The 16,166-nt window shown below is 69.1% G+C and carries 15 protein-coding genes and 1 riboswitch; of the genes, 9 read left to right on the forward strand and 6 right to left on the reverse strand.

Features of this window, described 5'->3' with window-relative positions:
• The 4 genes from AC5LSR_RS12760 to AC5LSR_RS12775 form a co-directional block, all read right to left on the reverse strand.
• A partial coding sequence (locus tag AC5LSR_RS12760) for a PIN domain-containing protein (RefSeq protein WP_493468494.1) occupies window positions 1-301 on the reverse strand: 301 nt, incomplete at its 3' end.
• On the reverse strand, window positions 298-546 hold the full coding sequence (locus AC5LSR_RS12765) for a FitA-like ribbon-helix-helix domain-containing protein (protein WP_250285595.1): 249 nt from the start codon (window positions 544-546) through the stop codon (window positions 298-300). The genes AC5LSR_RS12760 and AC5LSR_RS12765, both read right to left, overlap by 4 nt.
• 189 nt (window positions 547-735) lie before the next feature.
• The gene (locus AC5LSR_RS12770) at window positions 736-2,730 is read right to left on the reverse strand and encodes a DEDDh family exonuclease (RefSeq protein WP_493468495.1); all 1,995 of its coding nucleotides are present in this window, start codon (window positions 2,728-2,730) and stop codon (window positions 736-738) included.
• A 32-nt stretch (window positions 2,731-2,762) separates the two neighbouring features.
• Window positions 2,763-3,062 carry a FitA-like ribbon-helix-helix domain-containing protein gene (locus AC5LSR_RS12775; RefSeq protein ID WP_493468496.1) on the reverse strand — a complete coding sequence of 100 codons (300 nt, stop codon included), beginning with the start codon at window positions 3,060-3,062 and terminating at the stop codon, window positions 2,763-2,765.
• 508 nt (window positions 3,063-3,570) lie between these two features.
• On the opposite strand from AC5LSR_RS12775, the gene AC5LSR_RS12780 reads away from it, so the two are divergent.
• The 6 genes from AC5LSR_RS12780 (at window position 3,571) to AC5LSR_RS12805 (ending at window position 10,100) form a co-directional block, all read left to right on the forward strand.
• Window positions 3,571-4,395, forward strand: a complete 825-nt coding sequence (locus tag AC5LSR_RS12780) for an SDR family NAD(P)-dependent oxidoreductase (protein WP_250285387.1) — start codon at window positions 3,571-3,573, stop codon at window positions 4,393-4,395.
• Entirely contained in the window at window positions 4,395-5,747 is a 1,353-nt protein-coding gene (locus AC5LSR_RS12785) for an aminotransferase class I/II-fold pyridoxal phosphate-dependent enzyme (RefSeq protein ID WP_250289870.1), read from the forward strand. Before AC5LSR_RS12780 ends, AC5LSR_RS12785 begins: the two co-directional genes overlap by 1 nt.
• Window positions 5,748-5,854: 107 nt before the next feature.
• Window positions 5,855-6,697: a diiron oxygenase gene (locus AC5LSR_RS12790; RefSeq protein WP_493468497.1), complete on the forward strand. Its 843-nt coding sequence runs from the start codon at window positions 5,855-5,857 to the stop codon at window positions 6,695-6,697.
• 6 nt (window positions 6,698-6,703) lie between these two features.
• Complete coding sequence (locus AC5LSR_RS12795; protein ID WP_250285390.1) at window positions 6,704-7,525, forward strand: tryptophan 2,3-dioxygenase family protein; 822 nt, start codon at window positions 6,704-6,706, stop codon at window positions 7,523-7,525.
• A 183-nt stretch (window positions 7,526-7,708) separates the two neighbouring features.
• Complete coding sequence (locus AC5LSR_RS12800; protein ID WP_250289871.1) at window positions 7,709-8,545, forward strand: alpha/beta hydrolase; 837 nt, start codon at window positions 7,709-7,711, stop codon at window positions 8,543-8,545.
• 562 nt (window positions 8,546-9,107) lie between these two features.
• Window positions 9,108-10,100, forward strand: a complete 993-nt coding sequence (locus AC5LSR_RS12805; protein WP_250285392.1) for a Gfo/Idh/MocA family protein — start codon at window positions 9,108-9,110, stop codon at window positions 10,098-10,100.
• Window positions 10,101-10,128: 28 nt separating this feature from the next.
• Here the strand turns inward: AC5LSR_RS12805 and AC5LSR_RS12810 are convergent, their stop codons facing one another.
• Window positions 10,129-11,151 (reverse strand): nucleotidyltransferase family protein, encoded by a 1,023-nt coding sequence (locus AC5LSR_RS12810; protein ID WP_250285393.1) that lies wholly within the window; start codon window positions 11,149-11,151, stop codon window positions 10,129-10,131.
• A gap of 475 nt (window positions 11,152-11,626) precedes the next feature.
• Between AC5LSR_RS12810 and AC5LSR_RS12815 the strand changes: the two genes are divergently transcribed.
• Window positions 11,627-12,316 carry a DivIVA domain-containing protein gene (locus AC5LSR_RS12815; protein WP_250285394.1) on the forward strand — a complete coding sequence of 230 codons (690 nt, stop codon included), beginning with the start codon at window positions 11,627-11,629 and terminating at the stop codon, window positions 12,314-12,316.
• Between the two features lie 355 nt (window positions 12,317-12,671).
• Here AC5LSR_RS12815 and AC5LSR_RS12820 read toward each other — a convergent pair whose 3' ends face one another.
• A complete protein-coding gene (locus AC5LSR_RS12820; RefSeq protein ID WP_250285395.1) occupies window positions 12,672-13,346 on the reverse strand; it encodes an O-methyltransferase in 675 nt (224 codons plus the stop codon).
• A 288-nt stretch (window positions 13,347-13,634) separates the two neighbouring features.
• Between AC5LSR_RS12820 and AC5LSR_RS12825 the strand changes: the two genes are divergently transcribed.
• Together AC5LSR_RS12825 and corA are read left to right on the forward strand one after the other, a co-directional pair.
• Window positions 13,635-14,138, forward strand: coding sequence for a hypothetical protein (locus AC5LSR_RS12825; RefSeq protein ID WP_250285396.1), 504 nt, complete (start codon window positions 13,635-13,637; stop codon window positions 14,136-14,138).
• A 173-nt stretch (window positions 14,139-14,311) separates the two neighbouring features.
• Window positions 14,312-14,479, forward strand: a riboswitch (M-box (ykoK) riboswitch).
• Window positions 14,480-15,118: 639 nt separating this feature from the next.
• Entirely contained in the window at window positions 15,119-16,150 is a 1,032-nt protein-coding gene (corA, locus tag AC5LSR_RS12830; protein WP_250285397.1) for a magnesium/cobalt transporter CorA, read from the forward strand.
• Window positions 16,151-16,166 lie beyond the last annotated feature (16 nt).

The following is a 16,166-nucleotide window of genomic DNA, read 5'->3' on the forward strand; positions in this document are numbered from 1 at the left end:
CGATGGACAGGCCCTGCCGCTCGCGGCCCACGACGATGTCCGCGTAGTGGGCCGCCGCGTCGTCGTCGAAGGGCAGGACACGGCCGGTGAAACCCGCCTCGACGGCACGTCGCAGCCGGTCGGCCAGGTCGGTGCGGCGCCGCCCCTCGGGTAGCCGGGCGATGCCGTAGCGCAGCTCGGCCAGGGCCACCGCGGTCAGGTAGATCTCGTCGGCGGGCTGGCTGTCGACCCAGGCGATGACCCCTGGGTCGGCCCGGGCGCGCATCAGCTCCGAGACGACGTTCGTGTCCAGTGCGATCATGAGGAGAAGTCCGCCGCCCTCGGTGGCTCCGTGCGTGGCGGCAGGGCGAGCTCCACGTCCTCGTCGAGGTCCGCGAAGTACTGGTGGATCTGGCTGCCCAGCCCGCGTCGCGGGGCCGGCCCGGTCAGGGCGGCCCGGAGGATCGCCCGGGCCTCCGCCTCCATGGACCGGCCGTTGTGCGCCGCGCGGACCCGCAGCCGCGCCTTCACCTCGTCGTCCAGATCCCTGATCGTCAACGTCGCCATGACCTACCACCCCTTCCAGTCACTCCTTCCGACGATCCAATGCTAGCACTGCATGCATTGCAAGCCGCACGTGAGCGGAGTGCGCGCCAGACCCGGCTGACGTTGCGGACAAGCCTGGAGGTTGGTGGACGGATCCGAGCCGCTTTACAGGACAGAAGCTCGCAACGCCGTGCCATTCGCGTGCCACTTTCAGTCCTCGACCTCGATGCCGTGGGCGCGGGCCAGGTCGGCGAGTCCGTGGTTGTAACCCTGGCCGACGACCCGGAAGCGCCAGGCGTCCGCCCGCCGGTAGATCTCGGCGAGTATCAGGGTCCGTTCGGTGGTGGCGGCGTCGAGGGTGGCACGCAGCCACGTTGCCGCGTCCGGTGTCTGAGCGCCGACTTCGATCGGCCCGATCTCACCGAACGTCCGGGATCCGTCGAGAGCCGCCGCGATGATGATCTTTCGTGTGTCATCCGGGATGGCGGCGAGATCCACCGTGATGGCCTGTTCCGCGGGGCCGTCGACCCGGAGCACGACAGCCTCGTCGGCAGCCTGCGGCTGGTTGTAGAACACGAAGTCGTCATCGGTCCCAACCAGATCGTCGTCACCGACGAGGAACGCGACAAGGTCGACATCGCGGACCTCCCAGGACCAGGTGGCAGCGATGGCCCATCGTGTGCCGGCAGCGGCCGTCGGCAGATCCTGGACGCCGCCGCGGGGCAGGACCCGTCCGGTGAGCACCTGGCCGGCGGGTGGCTGGGGTGCGCCGGCGGCAACTGTCGCATCGGGCCCGGTCCCGCCTGCTGCCGGTCCGGGATGGCGCTGGCCCGCGATGTCACGCAGGAATGCCTCGGCGGTCACGACAGGGATGTCGAGGTGCCGGATACGGGGCATGCGACGGTTCTGCTCGCCACCGTCCAGACAGACGACGAGGGCAAGGCTCGCGGTGACGTTCACCGCGGGGATCCCGCGGAAGGCTGTGATGCGCTCCCTGAGCTGGGCAGCCTCGGCGTGTGCTCCACCGAGCACAAGTATGCGGCGGCCCGCGAAGGGATGAGAGGCAGGCGTTGGTGGAGCCGGCGGGGCCTGGGCGGGGCGCGTCGGCAGGCCATCTGCCGGCAGGCCCTCTGTCGGCGCGGCGCGGGTCTGGCTCCGGCCGGGTCTGGCGGACGCCCCGGGTCTGGCGGACGCCGTGTCAGCGTGCGTGCCGGGCGGCGTCGGGCCCGCGGTCGGCACCGGCACGGGCTCAGGGGCGCGCTGTTCCTCCCGGCGCCGGCCGGGACGGACAGCGTCGAGCAGGTTCAGGAAGCCCCGCTCGTCGAGCACTGGCGTGCCATGTGTCAGCGCGGCGCGGGCCTTGCTCGTTCCGCTGCGGATGTCGTTGGTGACCACAACGCTGGTCCGACGGCTGACCGCGCTGGTGACGTGTAGTCCGGCAGCCGTAGCTTTCTCGACTAATTCTTCACGATCAATAACGGTATCTCCGGTGAAGGCAATCCGCATGCCCTGGACGAGCGGCCCGCCAACGGTGAGCAGCCCCGGATTGAGATAGGGGCAGGGCGGTTTTCGCGTGGTCGCCCGGGGCCGGGCGGGCAGGATTGCCACGTTGTCACGCGCTGTGCCGCAGGGGGCAAGGGGCAGGTCCAGTTGCTGGCTGGCGGCGTGCCCCAACGCCCGCGGCAGCAGAGCGGCGAGGACGTCGGCATCGTCGACGGCGTCGTGGGCCTGGCGTTGGACGACTCCCCAGTATCCCGCCAGCGTGGCCAGTTTGAGGTTCGGCAGGTCGAGATCGAGCCGGCGGGCGAGAACCCGGGTACACAGCCGCCATTCGACAGGAAGGCGGATGCCCAGCCGCATTGCTTCGGTGGCAAGCATCTGCCAGTCGAAAACCGCGTTGTGCGCGACGAAGATCCGGCCGTCGAGCAGCGGCAGCAGAGAATCGGCCACCAGGTCGAATGTGGGGCTGCCGGCCAGCCGTTCGCGGGTGAGCCCGTGAATGTGCACCGGCCCGGGATCGCATCCCGGATCGAGCAGGGTCGACCATCGCCGTTCCACCGTGCCGTCCGACGCCACGTGCACTACGGCTACCGAGAGTATTCGGCTGCGCTGTGCTATCAGTCCGGAGGTCTCCACGTCCACCACCGCATAGCGGTGGGGATAGGCGGCGGCGATGGCCGATGGTTGAAGTAACGGGGAGCTCACAGCGTCGGATCATCCCATGATGCTCGGCCCGGTCAGTCGGCTGGTGTTGTCTGCCAGGGGTTTGTCAGGTCGATGCCGGTGTGGGTGAAGTCCCTGGTGTTGCGGGTGGCGAGGGTGTTGCGGGTGGCGAGGCCGGCGGAGCGTGAGCGGCGGACGGCCGCGATCGGGGCGTCGGCCATGGCGGCTCGGAGGATCGCCCGGGCCTCCGCCTCCATGGACCGGCCGTTGTGCGCCGCGCGGACCCGCAGCCGCGCCTTCACCTCGCCATCCAGATCTCTGATCGTCAACGCCGCCATGGCCGGCCACTCCTGCCAGTGATCCGATGCTGGCACCGCATGCGTCGCGAGCTGGGCGTACGAAGTCCGCACCGACACGAGCCCGGCTGGCGTCGCGGGCAAGCCTGGAGGCCGCTCGTGTTCGATCCGAACCTACCGGGAAAAAATGGGAAGAAGACCGTGGATACGGGGTGAAAGTGCTGCTAGAGTCCGTATCCGCTGACCACGACTCGCTGTCGTCCCGGACCGTGGGCGCTGCGGGCAGAGTCCGCGTCATGAGACTTCCGTAACCATCCGGCGCAGGCTGGGACGTGTGCTGCCGTCGCTGACGGCACACATCCCGGCCACGAGGAACGACCCGACCGCCTCGACCCGCATGACTGCCGACCACGCTGCCGGAGCTGGACCGCGTGATCGACAGCTCGTCTGGGCCGGGTGGTTCGGCGCACCCTCCTCAGGGCTGCTCCGGGCGTCTCGTGACGGGCCGGCGTACGCCCCGGCGCGCCGCTGCGCACAGGAGCCGCTCTCCACAGGATCACAGGACAGGATCACAGGAAAGGACACGATGCCGCGGAACGTCCTGATCACTGGTGGCTCCAGTGGTGTGGGTCTGGCCACCGTGACACGGTTCGCTCGCAATGGTGACAACGTGTGGTTCACCTACCACTCCCGGCGGGACGTCGCCGAGTCGGTCGCGTCGGACCTGCGCACGACTGGCGGTGCCCAGGTATGCGCCTTCGAGTTCAGGCAGGGGGAGCGGGACAGCCACGACGATCTGCTGGCGGCGCTTCCCGGCCCGGTGGACGTGCTCGTCAACAACGCCGCCGTGGGCACGCGGAGCATCGACCGGTACGTCCCGGACCCGCACGACCGGGACGAGGCGTTCCTACGGATCAACAGCATCGGCCCGCTGTGGCTGATCCGGCGCCTCCTCCCGGGCATGCTGGACCGCGGCTACGGGAAGATCGTCAATATCTGCAGCGTCGGTGGCGGGGTGACCCAGTTCCCGGGATTCGACGTCGTGGACGGCATGAGCAAAGCGGCGCTCGCCTACCTGACCCGCCATCTCGCGGCGGAGACGGCGCATTCCCCGGTCGATGTCATGGCGGTGTGCCCGGGGGCGGTCGACACGCCCATGCTGCGGGAGAGCACGCTCGACCGGCTGGCGCCGCAGGCCCGGCTCGACTTCGAGGCGAATCTGCCGAAAGGCAGGCTGATCCGGCCGGAGGAGATCGCGGAGCTGGTGTGGTGGCTGTCCGGCGACAGTTCCTGCGTGCTGCACGGGGCGGTCGTGGACGCGTCGATGGGCCTGGGGGTGCGTCCCGGGCTGTTCACCGAGCACCCCGCGGAATCCGGTCAGGCGCGCGGCGGCCGTCCGGGAGGCCACTGATGGTGTCGAGGCGCGCGGCGGCGCTGGCTGCCCAGCCGCCGGCGATCGCCGCGGCGCACTTCCGGGCGGAGGCGGATCCGTACCATCCCCGGCTGCGTCCGGACGGGTACGTCAACCTCGGCACGGCGGAGAACCGGCTGGTGTGGGACCTGCTGGCGCCCCGGCTGACCGGCCCGCGGCCGCTGACCGCCGCGGACACCCACTACGCCCCGCTGCACGGCACCGACGCCTTCCGGGAACAGCTCGCCCGTTTCCTCACCGGTGTCTGCCGGACGGAGGTGGATCCGCGGCACCTTGTCGTGGTCAGCGGGGCGACAGGTGCCCTGGACGTCATCGCCTCCGTCCTGTGCGACCCGGGGGAGGCGATCATCGTGCCCGCTCCCTACTACGGGGCCTTCGACGTCGACCTGGCCGGACGTTCCGGCGCCCGCCTGCTGCCCGTGCCCCTGAGCGCGGGCGGGAACTTCCAGGTGACGGCCTCGGGGATAGATCATGCTCTCACCCGTGCCCGCGAGCGGGGGATCACCGTCCGTGCCGTGGCACTGGCCTCGCCGGGGAACCCGGTCGGCCATGTCCACCCGCCACGGGTCCTCCGGGAGATCGCCGAGGTCGCCGGCCGGCACGGGGTGGACGTCATCGCGGACGAGATCTACGCCAGCTCGGTCTTCGGCGAGACACCGTTCGTCAGCTTCCTCGATCCCGAGGTGAGGACGGCCGGAACCGGACGGGTCCACGTCGTGTGGGGGTTCGCGAAGGACTTCGGGCTGCCCGGCTTCAAGATCGGTGTTCTGTGCAGTCCCGATCCCGAGGTCCGCGCCGCGGCCCGGGCGCTCGCCTATTTCGCCGCGACCTCGACCGACACCCAGGCGCTTCTGCGGGACGTTCTCGCCGACCACGCGTGGGTTGCCCGTTTCCTCGCGGAGAGCCGTCGGCGGCTTGCCCTTTCCCATGCCTCGTCGGCCGAGCTCCTCTCCGCCGCTGGTATTCCCTTCGTGCCGGTGGGGGCGGGGTTCTCGCTGTGGGCCGATCTGGGGGCGTGGCTGGCCGCTCCCACCTTCGCGGCCGAACACGACCTGTGGGAGAGGCTTCTTGAGCGGGCCCGTGTCAACGTCCTGCCAGGCCAGTTCTTCGCCAGCCCCGATCCGGGATGGTTCCGGATCTGCTATGCCACCGACCGGGCCGTGGTGACGGAGGGCATCAGCCGTATCGTTCGCTTTCTTGACGCGTCCGCGTCCGCGTCCGCGTCCACGACCACGACCACGACCACGACCACGGCTGGGCCGTGCGGTGAGGAAAGAGCCGCTGTCTCCCGTCCGGTTGATGCCACGCGCTATGAAAGCATCGAGGGCTGAGGATGGAGCAGAAACCGGGATGGCCGCTGGGAGCGGCCCGGCCGATGAGCGACTGGTACCGTTCGGCGGGCGTCCGCGGTGGGAGCCGGCGGGCGTTTCACCAGGAAATGGAGGAAGGGCGGGTGTTCTTTCCGTCCGAGCTGGTGCCGTATCTTGCCCATGAAGCCGTCCGCGTTCTCCCGGCCGCCCTGGCACGGGAACTCACCGTGCGTCACCTGTACCAGTTCCTGTTGTCGGCCACGCACCTGGAGACCAGGATCGTCAACCGTGGGGCGGAGCGGATAGCCGGCAACCGGGTGGGCTTCGACCTGCCCCCTTCATGTCGTCTGGACGCCTACAAAATCTACTGTGACGAGGGATATCATTCGCTGTACAGTCTCGACCTGGCCGACCAGATCGCCACCGCCACGGGGATCCCGATACCCCGGTGGGACTACGGCGGTTTCGTCGAACGTCTCGAGGAGACCGGGCGCGCCATTCTCCCCGGCGAACCGGTGCTCGCCCAGCTGCTGCAGGTGATCGTGTTCGAGACGCTGATAACCGCGGTCCTCAACGAAGTCCCCAACAATCCCACGGTCGTCACCGCGGTCCGGGAGGTGACCCGGGACCATGCCCGCGACGAGGGACGCCACCACCGATTCTTCGTCGCTTTCTTCCACCTGCTGTGGACGCATCTGCAGCCCTCGCTCCGGGAGCGTGTGGCGCACGCCATCCCACCTCTGATCAGGGCGTGCCTCGTCTGGGACACCGCGCCGGTCCGGTCCTCCCTCCTGCTCGCAGGCCTCGACGAGCCCACCGCCGACACCGTGCTCCGGGACGTCTACGGGGGGGCCGCCGCGACTCGGCGAATCCGCGAGGCCGCCCAGGCCACCCGGCGGATGTGCGAATCCGCCGGCGTCCTCGATCTTCCCGGGGCGAGCGAGGCATTCGCCGCCCACGGGATCGGGTGAGGGCATATGCGGCCTTCCGTCGATCACGACAGCGGACTCACCTACGCGACCTACCTGCGCCTTCCCCACGTGCTCGACCAGCAGCGGTGCAGAAGCTCGCCCCCTGCCCACGACGAGCTGCTCTTCATCACCGTCCACCAGGTGTACGAGCTGTGGTTCAAGGTGCTGCTGTTCGAGCTTTCCAACGCCAGGGACCGGATGCTCGACGGTGACGCCTACCGGGCCCGTCTCCGGCTGCGCCGCTGCCACGAGATCGAGCGTGTGCTGGTGAACCAGATCGACGTCGTCGACACCATGACGCCGCACGGGTTCCTTGAGTTCCGTGGCGCGCTCGGGTCGTCCAGCGGGTTCCAGTCGGCACAGTTCCGAGAGATAGAGTTCCTGTCCGGTGCCGACGACAACGGCTGGCTGGACAGAGCCGCCTGGCTGAGCGCCGAGGACCACCAGCGGCTGTCCCTACGACTGGCCGAACCGGACCTGTGGGACGCTTTCATCACCCTGCTGGCCGTCGCTGGTCTCAGCGTCGGCACCCCACGGCAGCGAGCGGCCGCCTTCCACGAGATAGCGGTCGGCGACGATCGGTACAACGGGCTGTGGGAGCTTTCCGAAGCTCTGATCGAGCACGACCAGCTGTGGTCGATCTGGCGTCTGCGGCACCAGATGACGGTGATGCGCCAGCTCGGCGGCAAACCTGGGACGGGCGGCAGCACGGGTAGCGGCTATCTGGCGGAACGGGTCCCGCTGAAGTTCTATCCGGAGCTCTGGGACGCGAGGAGCTGTTTCGGCCAGCCGGACGACGGCAGGCCCGCCGCCGGCGCGCGGCCCTGACTCTCCTCGCCGGGAATCCGATGGCCAGGCCGGCGGGAACCCGCGGCGACGCGGGAGACAAGAATGTGGAGACAAGAAGTGGGAGACGGCGGGGCCATGGCCGACGGGACGTCACCGTCCCCATGGGAAAGCAGCCGGGAACTACGTGACCAGGCGTATTCACCCAGCCTGACCGTACCCGACATGAGAACGTACCTGCGGCTGTACGCGGACAGGTCGGCCGACGCCCGCGCGGCCCTGCCATGGAAGGAAATCCCCTACGGGGACACCCCCGCCCAGCGGCTCCATTTCTTCCCCGCCACCGGCCCCCACGCGCCGCTACAGGTCTTCATCCACGGCGGCTACTGGCAGGAGCTGAGCAGGGAAGAATCGTCCTTTGCCGCGCCGGGCTTCGTCGCGAAAGGAGCGGCCTTCGCCGCCTTGGGGTACGGGCTCGCGCCCGCCCACCGGCTGGACGAGATCGTCGCCATGGTCCGTAACGCCGTCCTGTGGTTGTTCCAGCATGCCGCCGAGCTGGGCGTCGACCCCCGACGGATCTTCCTGAGCGGTTCTTCCGCCGGGGCCCATCTCGCCGCGATGTGCGTGATGGACGGCTGGCTCCCGCCTGCCCTGCACCCCTCCGACGTGATCCGCGGTGCCTGTCTGCTCAGCGGTATCTACGACCTCGAGCCACTGCGGCACACCTACGTCGGGGAACAGATCAGGCTCACCGCCGCCGAAGCGGCCCACAACAGCCCGGTTCGCCATGTCCACGGCGACCTCCCACCGCTGATAGTCGCCCGCGGCGACAACGAGACGGCCGCCTTCGCCGCCCAGCACGCACAGTTCGTATCGTCCCTGACCCGGGCGGGAACGCCAGTTATCGATCTTGTAGTGCCCGCCCGGAACCACTTCGACCTCCCGCTCGCCCTCGGCGACCCGGAAACACCACTCGGCCGGGCAGCCCTGGCACAGATGGGTCTGCTGCCACCCCCCGACAATCCGGCACCCGAGATCAGATCCTGCCGGCTCCCGTGGTGAGCACGGGCGGTACGGGTGGCACCTCGTCGCCCTGGCGGCCGGAGTCATGCTGTTCGCCGTCCGGTATCCGGTGACGCACAGAACAACGTCTCCTCCTGTTGGAGACCGTTGGAAATTTTCGTATAGATGATCTGAATGGTGTTTTTATTAAGATCTTTAGTGGAAGGTTTTGTTCAGGCCTCTCCTCGGAACGTGCGGGGATTTCGGGTGTCCGGTTGTCGGGATGCCGGGTGCCGGGGTGTCGGCAGGGAGCTGAACAAGGCGTGTGCGTGCCGGTGTGCTGGTGGGTCACTGTGTCCTGGTGGGTAGTTGGGAATGGAACAGCGGCCGGTAATTGACAGTGCGTCCTTCCGGGTGTATCGGCCGCGCCCGTCGAAGTGACGCAGGTCGCGTGGGACAGCCTCCACACCGGAGGTAGAGTGATCTTGCACAATTTACCAGGAGTGCCCACGACACCGAATACAGAAACGCATTCTGACCGGTTCCGGCCGTCGCCACGATCGGCGCTGCCCGACTGAGCTGGCGGCTGTTCCCGGCCACCGAACAGGAAAGGACGGTATCGGTGGATCAGGTGAGGATCGGCATTCTTGGCGCCGCTCGGATCGCCCCGGCGGCCATCATGAAACCCGCGGCACGGCTGCCGACCGCCGCGGTGGTCGCGGTGGCGGACCGCGATACCGAGCGGGCCGACCGGTTCGCCGAGAAATACGCGGTCCCGGTGGCGCACGAGTCATACGACGCGCTGCTCGACGATCCCGACGTCGACGCGGTGTACATTCCGCTGCCCAACGCCCTGCACGCGCAGTGGACCCTGCGCGCGATCGAGGCCGGGAAGCACGTGCTGTGCGAGAAACCGTTCACCGCCAACGAGGCGGAGGCACGTGCCGTCGCCGAGGCGGCGGCGTCCGCCGGCGTTGTCGTCACCGAGGCCTTCCACTACCGGTATCACCCGCTGGCGGAGCGTATGCACAAGATCGTGCGGGACGGCAGTCTCGGCACGGTGCGTTCGATCCGTACCTGGATGTGCATTCCCTGGCCGCTTTTCGACGACGAGATCCGCTACAGTTACGAGCTCGGCGGCGGGGCCATGATGGATACCGGGTGCTATGCCATTCACTGTATGCGGCTGCTCGGTGAGGGCGAACCGAAGGTCGTCTCGGCGCGCGCCCTGCTGCACGCGCCACGCATTGACCGCGCCATGACCGCGGAGTTCAGCTTTCCCGACGGCTCGACCGGGCGGATCGACTGCTCGCTGTGGTCCCGGCGCTTCCTGCGGATCGCCGCCCACGTTATCGGGGACCGTGGTGAACTGCGGGTCGCCAACTTTGTCCGCCCACATGTCTTCAACCAGATCCGCTGGACGACGCAGGGGCACACCCGCCGGGAGACAGTGCGCGGGGAAACGACGTTCGACGCCCAGTTGCGTGCTTTCGCCCGCGCGGTGCTGTACGGCGAACCGACACTGACACCGGCCGAGGACGCGGTCGTCACCATGCGCCTCATCGACGATGTCTACCGTACGGCCGGCCTCCCCCCACGAGGGCTTGCCAACTGACCGGATCGCACGAAAACCGCCCCGACGATCAGACCGGCGGGTCGATGTCCGGCGGGTCGATGTCCGGCGGGTCGATGTCCGGCGGGTCGATGTCCGGCGGTCGGCCGTCGCTGCCGGGCGGCGCCGACGGCCGACCGCCAGCCGCGGCCGAACCGGGCGTGATCAGATCGGGTGTGACCGGGCTGGAGGCGACCAGCGCCGCCAGGTCGTCGGGGGTGTCGACGTCGTGGGGGGAGCCGGTGCCGTCGCAGGGCACCATGACGACCTGGTCCGGATTGCTCCGCAGCCAGGCCCGCGCCCCGATGTCACCATGGGCGAGGGTGGACACCTCGGCCCACACCGTCCTGTCCAGCAGGACCGGGTTGCGCGGTTGCCCGCCGTAGCTGGCGACCGCCGCGACGGCACCGGCGGCATGGGCCGCGAGCAGCCTGCGCACCGCCTCAGCGCCGATCAGCGGCTGGTCGACCAGCGCGATCACGACCGCCTCGACACCGGTGTGTCCCGCCGGCCGCCGCCCACTGCTCCGCCGGTCTCCGTCGTTCCGCCGGGCTTCGTCGTCCCGCGGGTCTTCGTCGTCCCGCCGCTCTTCGCTGCTCCGGCCCTGGCTGTTCCGCTCCCCGCCGGTTCGCTCCCCGCCGGCGGAGCCGGCAGGGCCTGCCCCGCCGGCGGCAAACGCCGCGAGCCCGCGACGCAGCGACGCGCTCATCCCCACCGCCCAGTCCGGCGCCAGGACGACCTGCCCCCCGGGCAGGCCGGTGGATCTGATCACGTCAGCCGCCCGCGCGCCGAGAACCACAAGCACCGGGACGCATCCACCGTCAGTGAGCATCCGGGCGCATCGCCGGACCAGAGGTTCACCACTCAGGGTGACCAGAGCTTTTGGAGCACCGAAGCGACGTCCGGCCCCGGCGGCGAGGACGAGCCCGCCGACGGTACTCGTTGTGGCTGTCATCGGCCGCTCCATGTACTTGTACTTGCCGACTGCCTGGTACTTGCCGACTGCCTGGTACTTGCTGGCTACGTGCCGCTCGAGGGCAGGGCGGGCGTCCACGCCGACCAGGAGCAGGCTGGAACCAGGACCAGGACCAGGACCAGGCTGGGACGGGGCTGGGACGGGGGGCGGGTGGCGCCCCGCCGGGAGCGCCGCGTCCGCTCGTTACTGTAACGGGCCGGGCAGGCGAACCGGCAACAGAGTTCTATGAATATAGAAATAATAATTACCGCAAAAATATGAACCGACACGAAAGGCGATCCGGTCTGCGAGCTCACACTTTCTTCGCCGATGGTTCGCTATACAATCCGGAACGGTGAAACAGTCAATTGCCGACGGCGTTCCACGGGCCACCCGGACACGGTCACGGGAGGAGCAAGCACGCCCGCCGCACCTGGAGTCGCCCCAGCCGCCCATACCACCGCCCGGCGGCGAGCGCGGGAGCGACAGCGCCGTCGCCTACCGTCCCATCGTGACGGCCCGCGATCTCTGCGTAAAAGCATTCAGTGCGACCCGGCTGCGTCCTGGCTACAGCATGGTCGGTGTCGATTCCTTTCTCGACTGGGCCGCGGTCGAGCTGCGTCGGCTGCACGCCCTCGTCCGCGTTGTCGAGAACGGGGGGACGCCGGAGCCGGCCGAGCTCGTCCCGAGAATCACGCCGACGGAGATCAGGTCGACGAGGTTCAATACCACCAGATTTTTCAGCGGATACCGCGACAGCGAGGTCGATGATTTTCTCCGGATCGTCGAACGTGAGTTCGGTAATCTGCACACGTTCTTCTCCGCGGTGTCCGCCGCGGCCCTGGCCGACGCTCCCGGTGATGACAGCCGTCGGGCCGCCGCCGTCCGGTACCGGGGCGGTCCCGGGTTCTTCCATCCCGGCGCCACCGGCGCGGAGGCGGCGGCGAAGACGTTCACGAGAACGCGGTTCCGCGCCGGCTACGACACCGCCCAGGTCGACGCCTTTCTCGGCAGAGTGGGCCAGGCACTGGACCGCCTGCAGGCGATGGCGGAGCCGGCGCGGGACGGCCGCCCGGTGGATGCCGCCTCTGCCACGGCCGCCTCTGCCACGGCAGGCCTCACCCCGCGGGACATCGTCGATGCCAGGTTCGACACCACCTGGCTGACGGGCGGATACAGCGAGTACGAGGTCGACGACTTCCTCGATTTTCTCGAGCACGAGCTCACCCGCGTCCAGACCTACCTGTCCCGAACCCCGTCCTGACCCCGCCCTGCCTCCCGATCGAACATCGCAAGATCGCAAGATCGCAAGAACGAGGGAGCGAGTGGTTGTCAGGACAGCCGTTTCCGCACTCAATATTCTTGATCGAAACGGGACGTGCGCGTAGCTGAGGGATTGTCGGGCCGCCGCGGGGCCAGGGCCGGGGGCGGGACTGGTGCTGGCGGCCGCCGCGGGGGAGCGGACCGGCCCCGGTGCGGATTGTCACTGGCGCGGGCGCCCCGACGCGGGTCATCGCCGGTGCGGGCCAGCCTCGGCACGGGTGGGCGCTGACGCGGGTTGTCACTGGTGCGGGCTGGCGCCGGCGCGGGTCATCGCCGGTGCGGGTGGGCGCGTCGGGCTACAGTTTGCGTGCGATGGTCAGACCGTCCGACACGGCCAGCAGGACGGCCTGTACCCGCTCGTCCGCCGCCACCGTGTCGTTGAACGCCTGGATCGCCTGGACGTCCGCGTCCTGGCTCCGCTCGTCGAGCACCTTGCCGTCCTGGAGCACGTTGTCGACGAGGATCAGCCCGCCCGGGCGCAGCCGCGGCAGCAGCAGGTCGTAGTAGACCGGGTACGAGGTCTTGTCCGCGTCGATGAGCGCGATGTCGTAGACGGGCTCGGCGGGCAGCGCGGCGATCGTGTCCGCGGCCGGGCCGAGGCGCAGCTCGATCCGGTCCTCCAGGCCGGCGCGCTTCCAGTAGTGACGCGCCAGCGACGTCCACTCCTCGCTCACGTCGCAGCAGAGCAGATGGCCGTCGGCGGGCAGGCCGCGGGCGATGCAGATCGACGAATATCCGGTGAACGTACCGACCTCGATCGCTCGACGCGCGTTGGTGCTTGCGGTGAGCAGCGTCAGCAGGGTGCCGAGCTCGGCGCCGATCTGCATCACGGCACGTTCCCCGAACTTCCGCCGCGTCTCCGTGAGGAGATCGGTCAGCAGTTCGTCCGGCGGTGAGCAGCGCGCCGCGAGATAGGGATATATGCCGTGCGCCAGAACGGGCGACTGCGCGGTCGGGTCCAGAGCGGACATGAGGCTCAGGCTACCGGCGCATCCCGCTCTCCCGCCCGGTGGGCCTACGCCCGTCTGGCAGGCTCCGCCCGAGGGCCGTGCCGGATGTGCAACGGATGAGCGGCTGACATGGCCGCCTGCCCGCCGGCCGCGTCTTCCGGCCCCGCGGTGGCCCCCGCAGCCGCGGTGGCCCCCGCAGCCGCCGTGGCCCCCGCAGCCGCCGTGGCCCCCGCGGTCGCTTCGCGGGCGGTGTTGGTGTCGCCAGGGTGCCGGCGGGGCATTTCACGGGTTGTGAGGACGAACGACCCGGTGCCGGCGCCGGCACCGACCCTGGCGATGGCGATGGCGGTGGCACCGGCTCCGCCGCCGGCTCCGAGCCCGGCACCGGACGCGGCGGAGGCGGCCGGCAGTGTCGCCGCGGAACTCGACGCGGACACGGTCCACGCCGTCGGGAAGATCAGCGAGGCGCTGGAGTGGGTGGAGCGGGCCCGAGGGCATCTCTACGCGTTCCACCAGATGTCCGGCCATGCCGATCTCATGCTCGGAGCGGCGCTGGAGGAGCTGGACGGCGCCGGTCACGGTGGGATCGCCGAACGGCTCCGCGGGGACCTGCTCGGGCGCAACGTCCTCGACGGCCGATGGACCTTCCAGGTCGTCGAGGAGTACGACGACGGGTACTACCGGGCCTTTGTCGAATCCGAGCGGATGGTCCGGGACGCCCTGGCCGGTGGCCGCCGGCATGTGTACGAGGCGCGGATGAAGGCGTCCGAACGGGAGCGCGCCGGCCGGCCAGCGTTCGGCCCGGGAGCCTGAACGCCGCGTGGGCGCCGTGCGCCATCCCACACAGCGCGTCCTGAGGGCGTCCTGCTGGGGCGCGATCGCCGTCGGTGACGGCGTCCGGGCATGAGGGGCCTGATCGGCTCGTGCTGTCAAAGTCACCGTGTCCTGGTTTGACAGTGTCCCGCGTGCGGCGGCACTCTTGGGATGCGGCACCTCGTTCGGTGAGGCGTCTGCACGGACACAGGCCACTGACCCCGAACGTCGAGAGACGCCCCGGGTCAGGACAGCTCTCCCCGGGCTAAGGGGTGGGCCCAGGTGGCTTCCTGGTCAGGATTACGCCGTGCAGTGCCAAAGCTCTGACGAGGAGGGGTGCTCCGCGCGTGGGGGTGGGTTCTGGCCCGGCTCCCGTTCGTGCGATCACTCTTTGTGGATGCGGTCTGCGCCCGCGAGCGCCTGGCTGTGAAGGAGGTGGCGGGATGAGTCCCGGTCATAGTCGCTGTCTGTCCTGGACTGGCTCGGCGACCCCCGCCGCCTGAGCCTGGTCACTTCGGTGTGAAAACATCGCCGCCGGCCTTTGTCAGAAAGGGCCGACGGTCCCAGCCCCTGCCTTGCCGGGCAGCTCGCGGTCGTCGGGTCGTATCTGACGCGCTGAACGCGGGTGGGCGTCCGTTACGAGCTCCCATGAGCCCGGCGTCGCGGTGGTCTGGAATCAAGGCCTGACCCACAGGGGTTGTGTCAGCAGATGCGCGGGATCGTGCAGCGGGCTTTCACGCACCAGCCGGTTGGCCGTTGTGGCAGTGCGCTCGAACCTTGTTCACGTCCGGCCATGGCCGCGTTCGTCCATGGCCGGCCTGCTGTGTACCACCCGGCGATACGCCTACACAGCGATGCGCAAGGCCCGGTCACCGCCTCGGCGAGGTGCGAGCGAGCGTCCTGGGGGAGCAACCAGCCCGCTCCCGGTTCCAGACCGCTGTCTGCTGGCGGATCCGCGAGACATTCGAGGAGCTGGCGTGATGACGGTGATGGAGAACGTGTTCTACTCCGAGGGACGGCGCCTTGTGCGGCCGGACTCGCTGACCGAGACCTACCAGCTTCTGCACGGACGCCGTGACAGGCGCAAGCAGGACCTCGCCTGGATCGGGCTGGTCCGCCCGGACCAGCGGGAGATCGCTTCGATCGCCCGGGAGTTCGAACTGCACGAACTCGCCGTCGAGGATGCCGTGCAGGCGCATCAGCGCTCCAAACTGGAGCGGTACGGAAAGACCCTCTTCGTGGTTCTGCTGGCGGCTTCCTACAATGACACCCGGGAGGAGGTCGAGTTCTCCGAGCTGCACGTCTTCGTCGGGGACGACTTCGTCATCACGGTACGTCATGGTGATGCGCCGGACCTGCGGCGGGTACGCCACCGGATGGAATCCGAGCCGGACCTGCTGGCCAGAGGCCCCGAGGCGGTGCTGTACGCCATCCTCGACCGGGTCGTCGACGACTACGCACCGGTCGTCGCCGGGCTGGAGAACGACATCGACGAGATCGAGACCGAGGTCTTCCGGGGCGACCCGGAGGTGAGCCGGCGTATCTACGAGCTCTCCCGCGAGGTCATCGAGTTCCAGCGGGCCACCAAGCCCCTGCTCGGCATGCTCGACGCCCTGGCGTCGGGTTTCGTGAAATACGGCGTGGACGCCGGGCTGCAGCAGTACCTGCGGGACGTCAGCGACCACGTCGTCCAGGTCGTGGAGCGGATCGAGGGCTTCCGCCAGCTCCTGCAGAACATTCTCACGGCCAACGCGGCCCTGGTCGGGCAGCGGCAGAACGAGGAAATGAAGATCCTGACCGAGACGAGCATCGCGCAGAACGAGGAGGTCAAGAAGATATCCGCGTGGGCGGCCATCCTGTTCGCGCCCACCCTGGTGGGCACCGTGTACGGGATGAACTTCGAGACCATGCCGGAGCTGCAGTGGACGTACGGATATCCGTTCGCGATCGGGCTCATGGGGCTGGTGTCCGCCATGCTCTACGTCGTCTTCCGCAGCCGCCGCTGGCTCTGAACACCGGACAGGCCGG

The organism is Protofrankia sp. CiP1_Cm_nod4 (assembly GCF_982290645.1).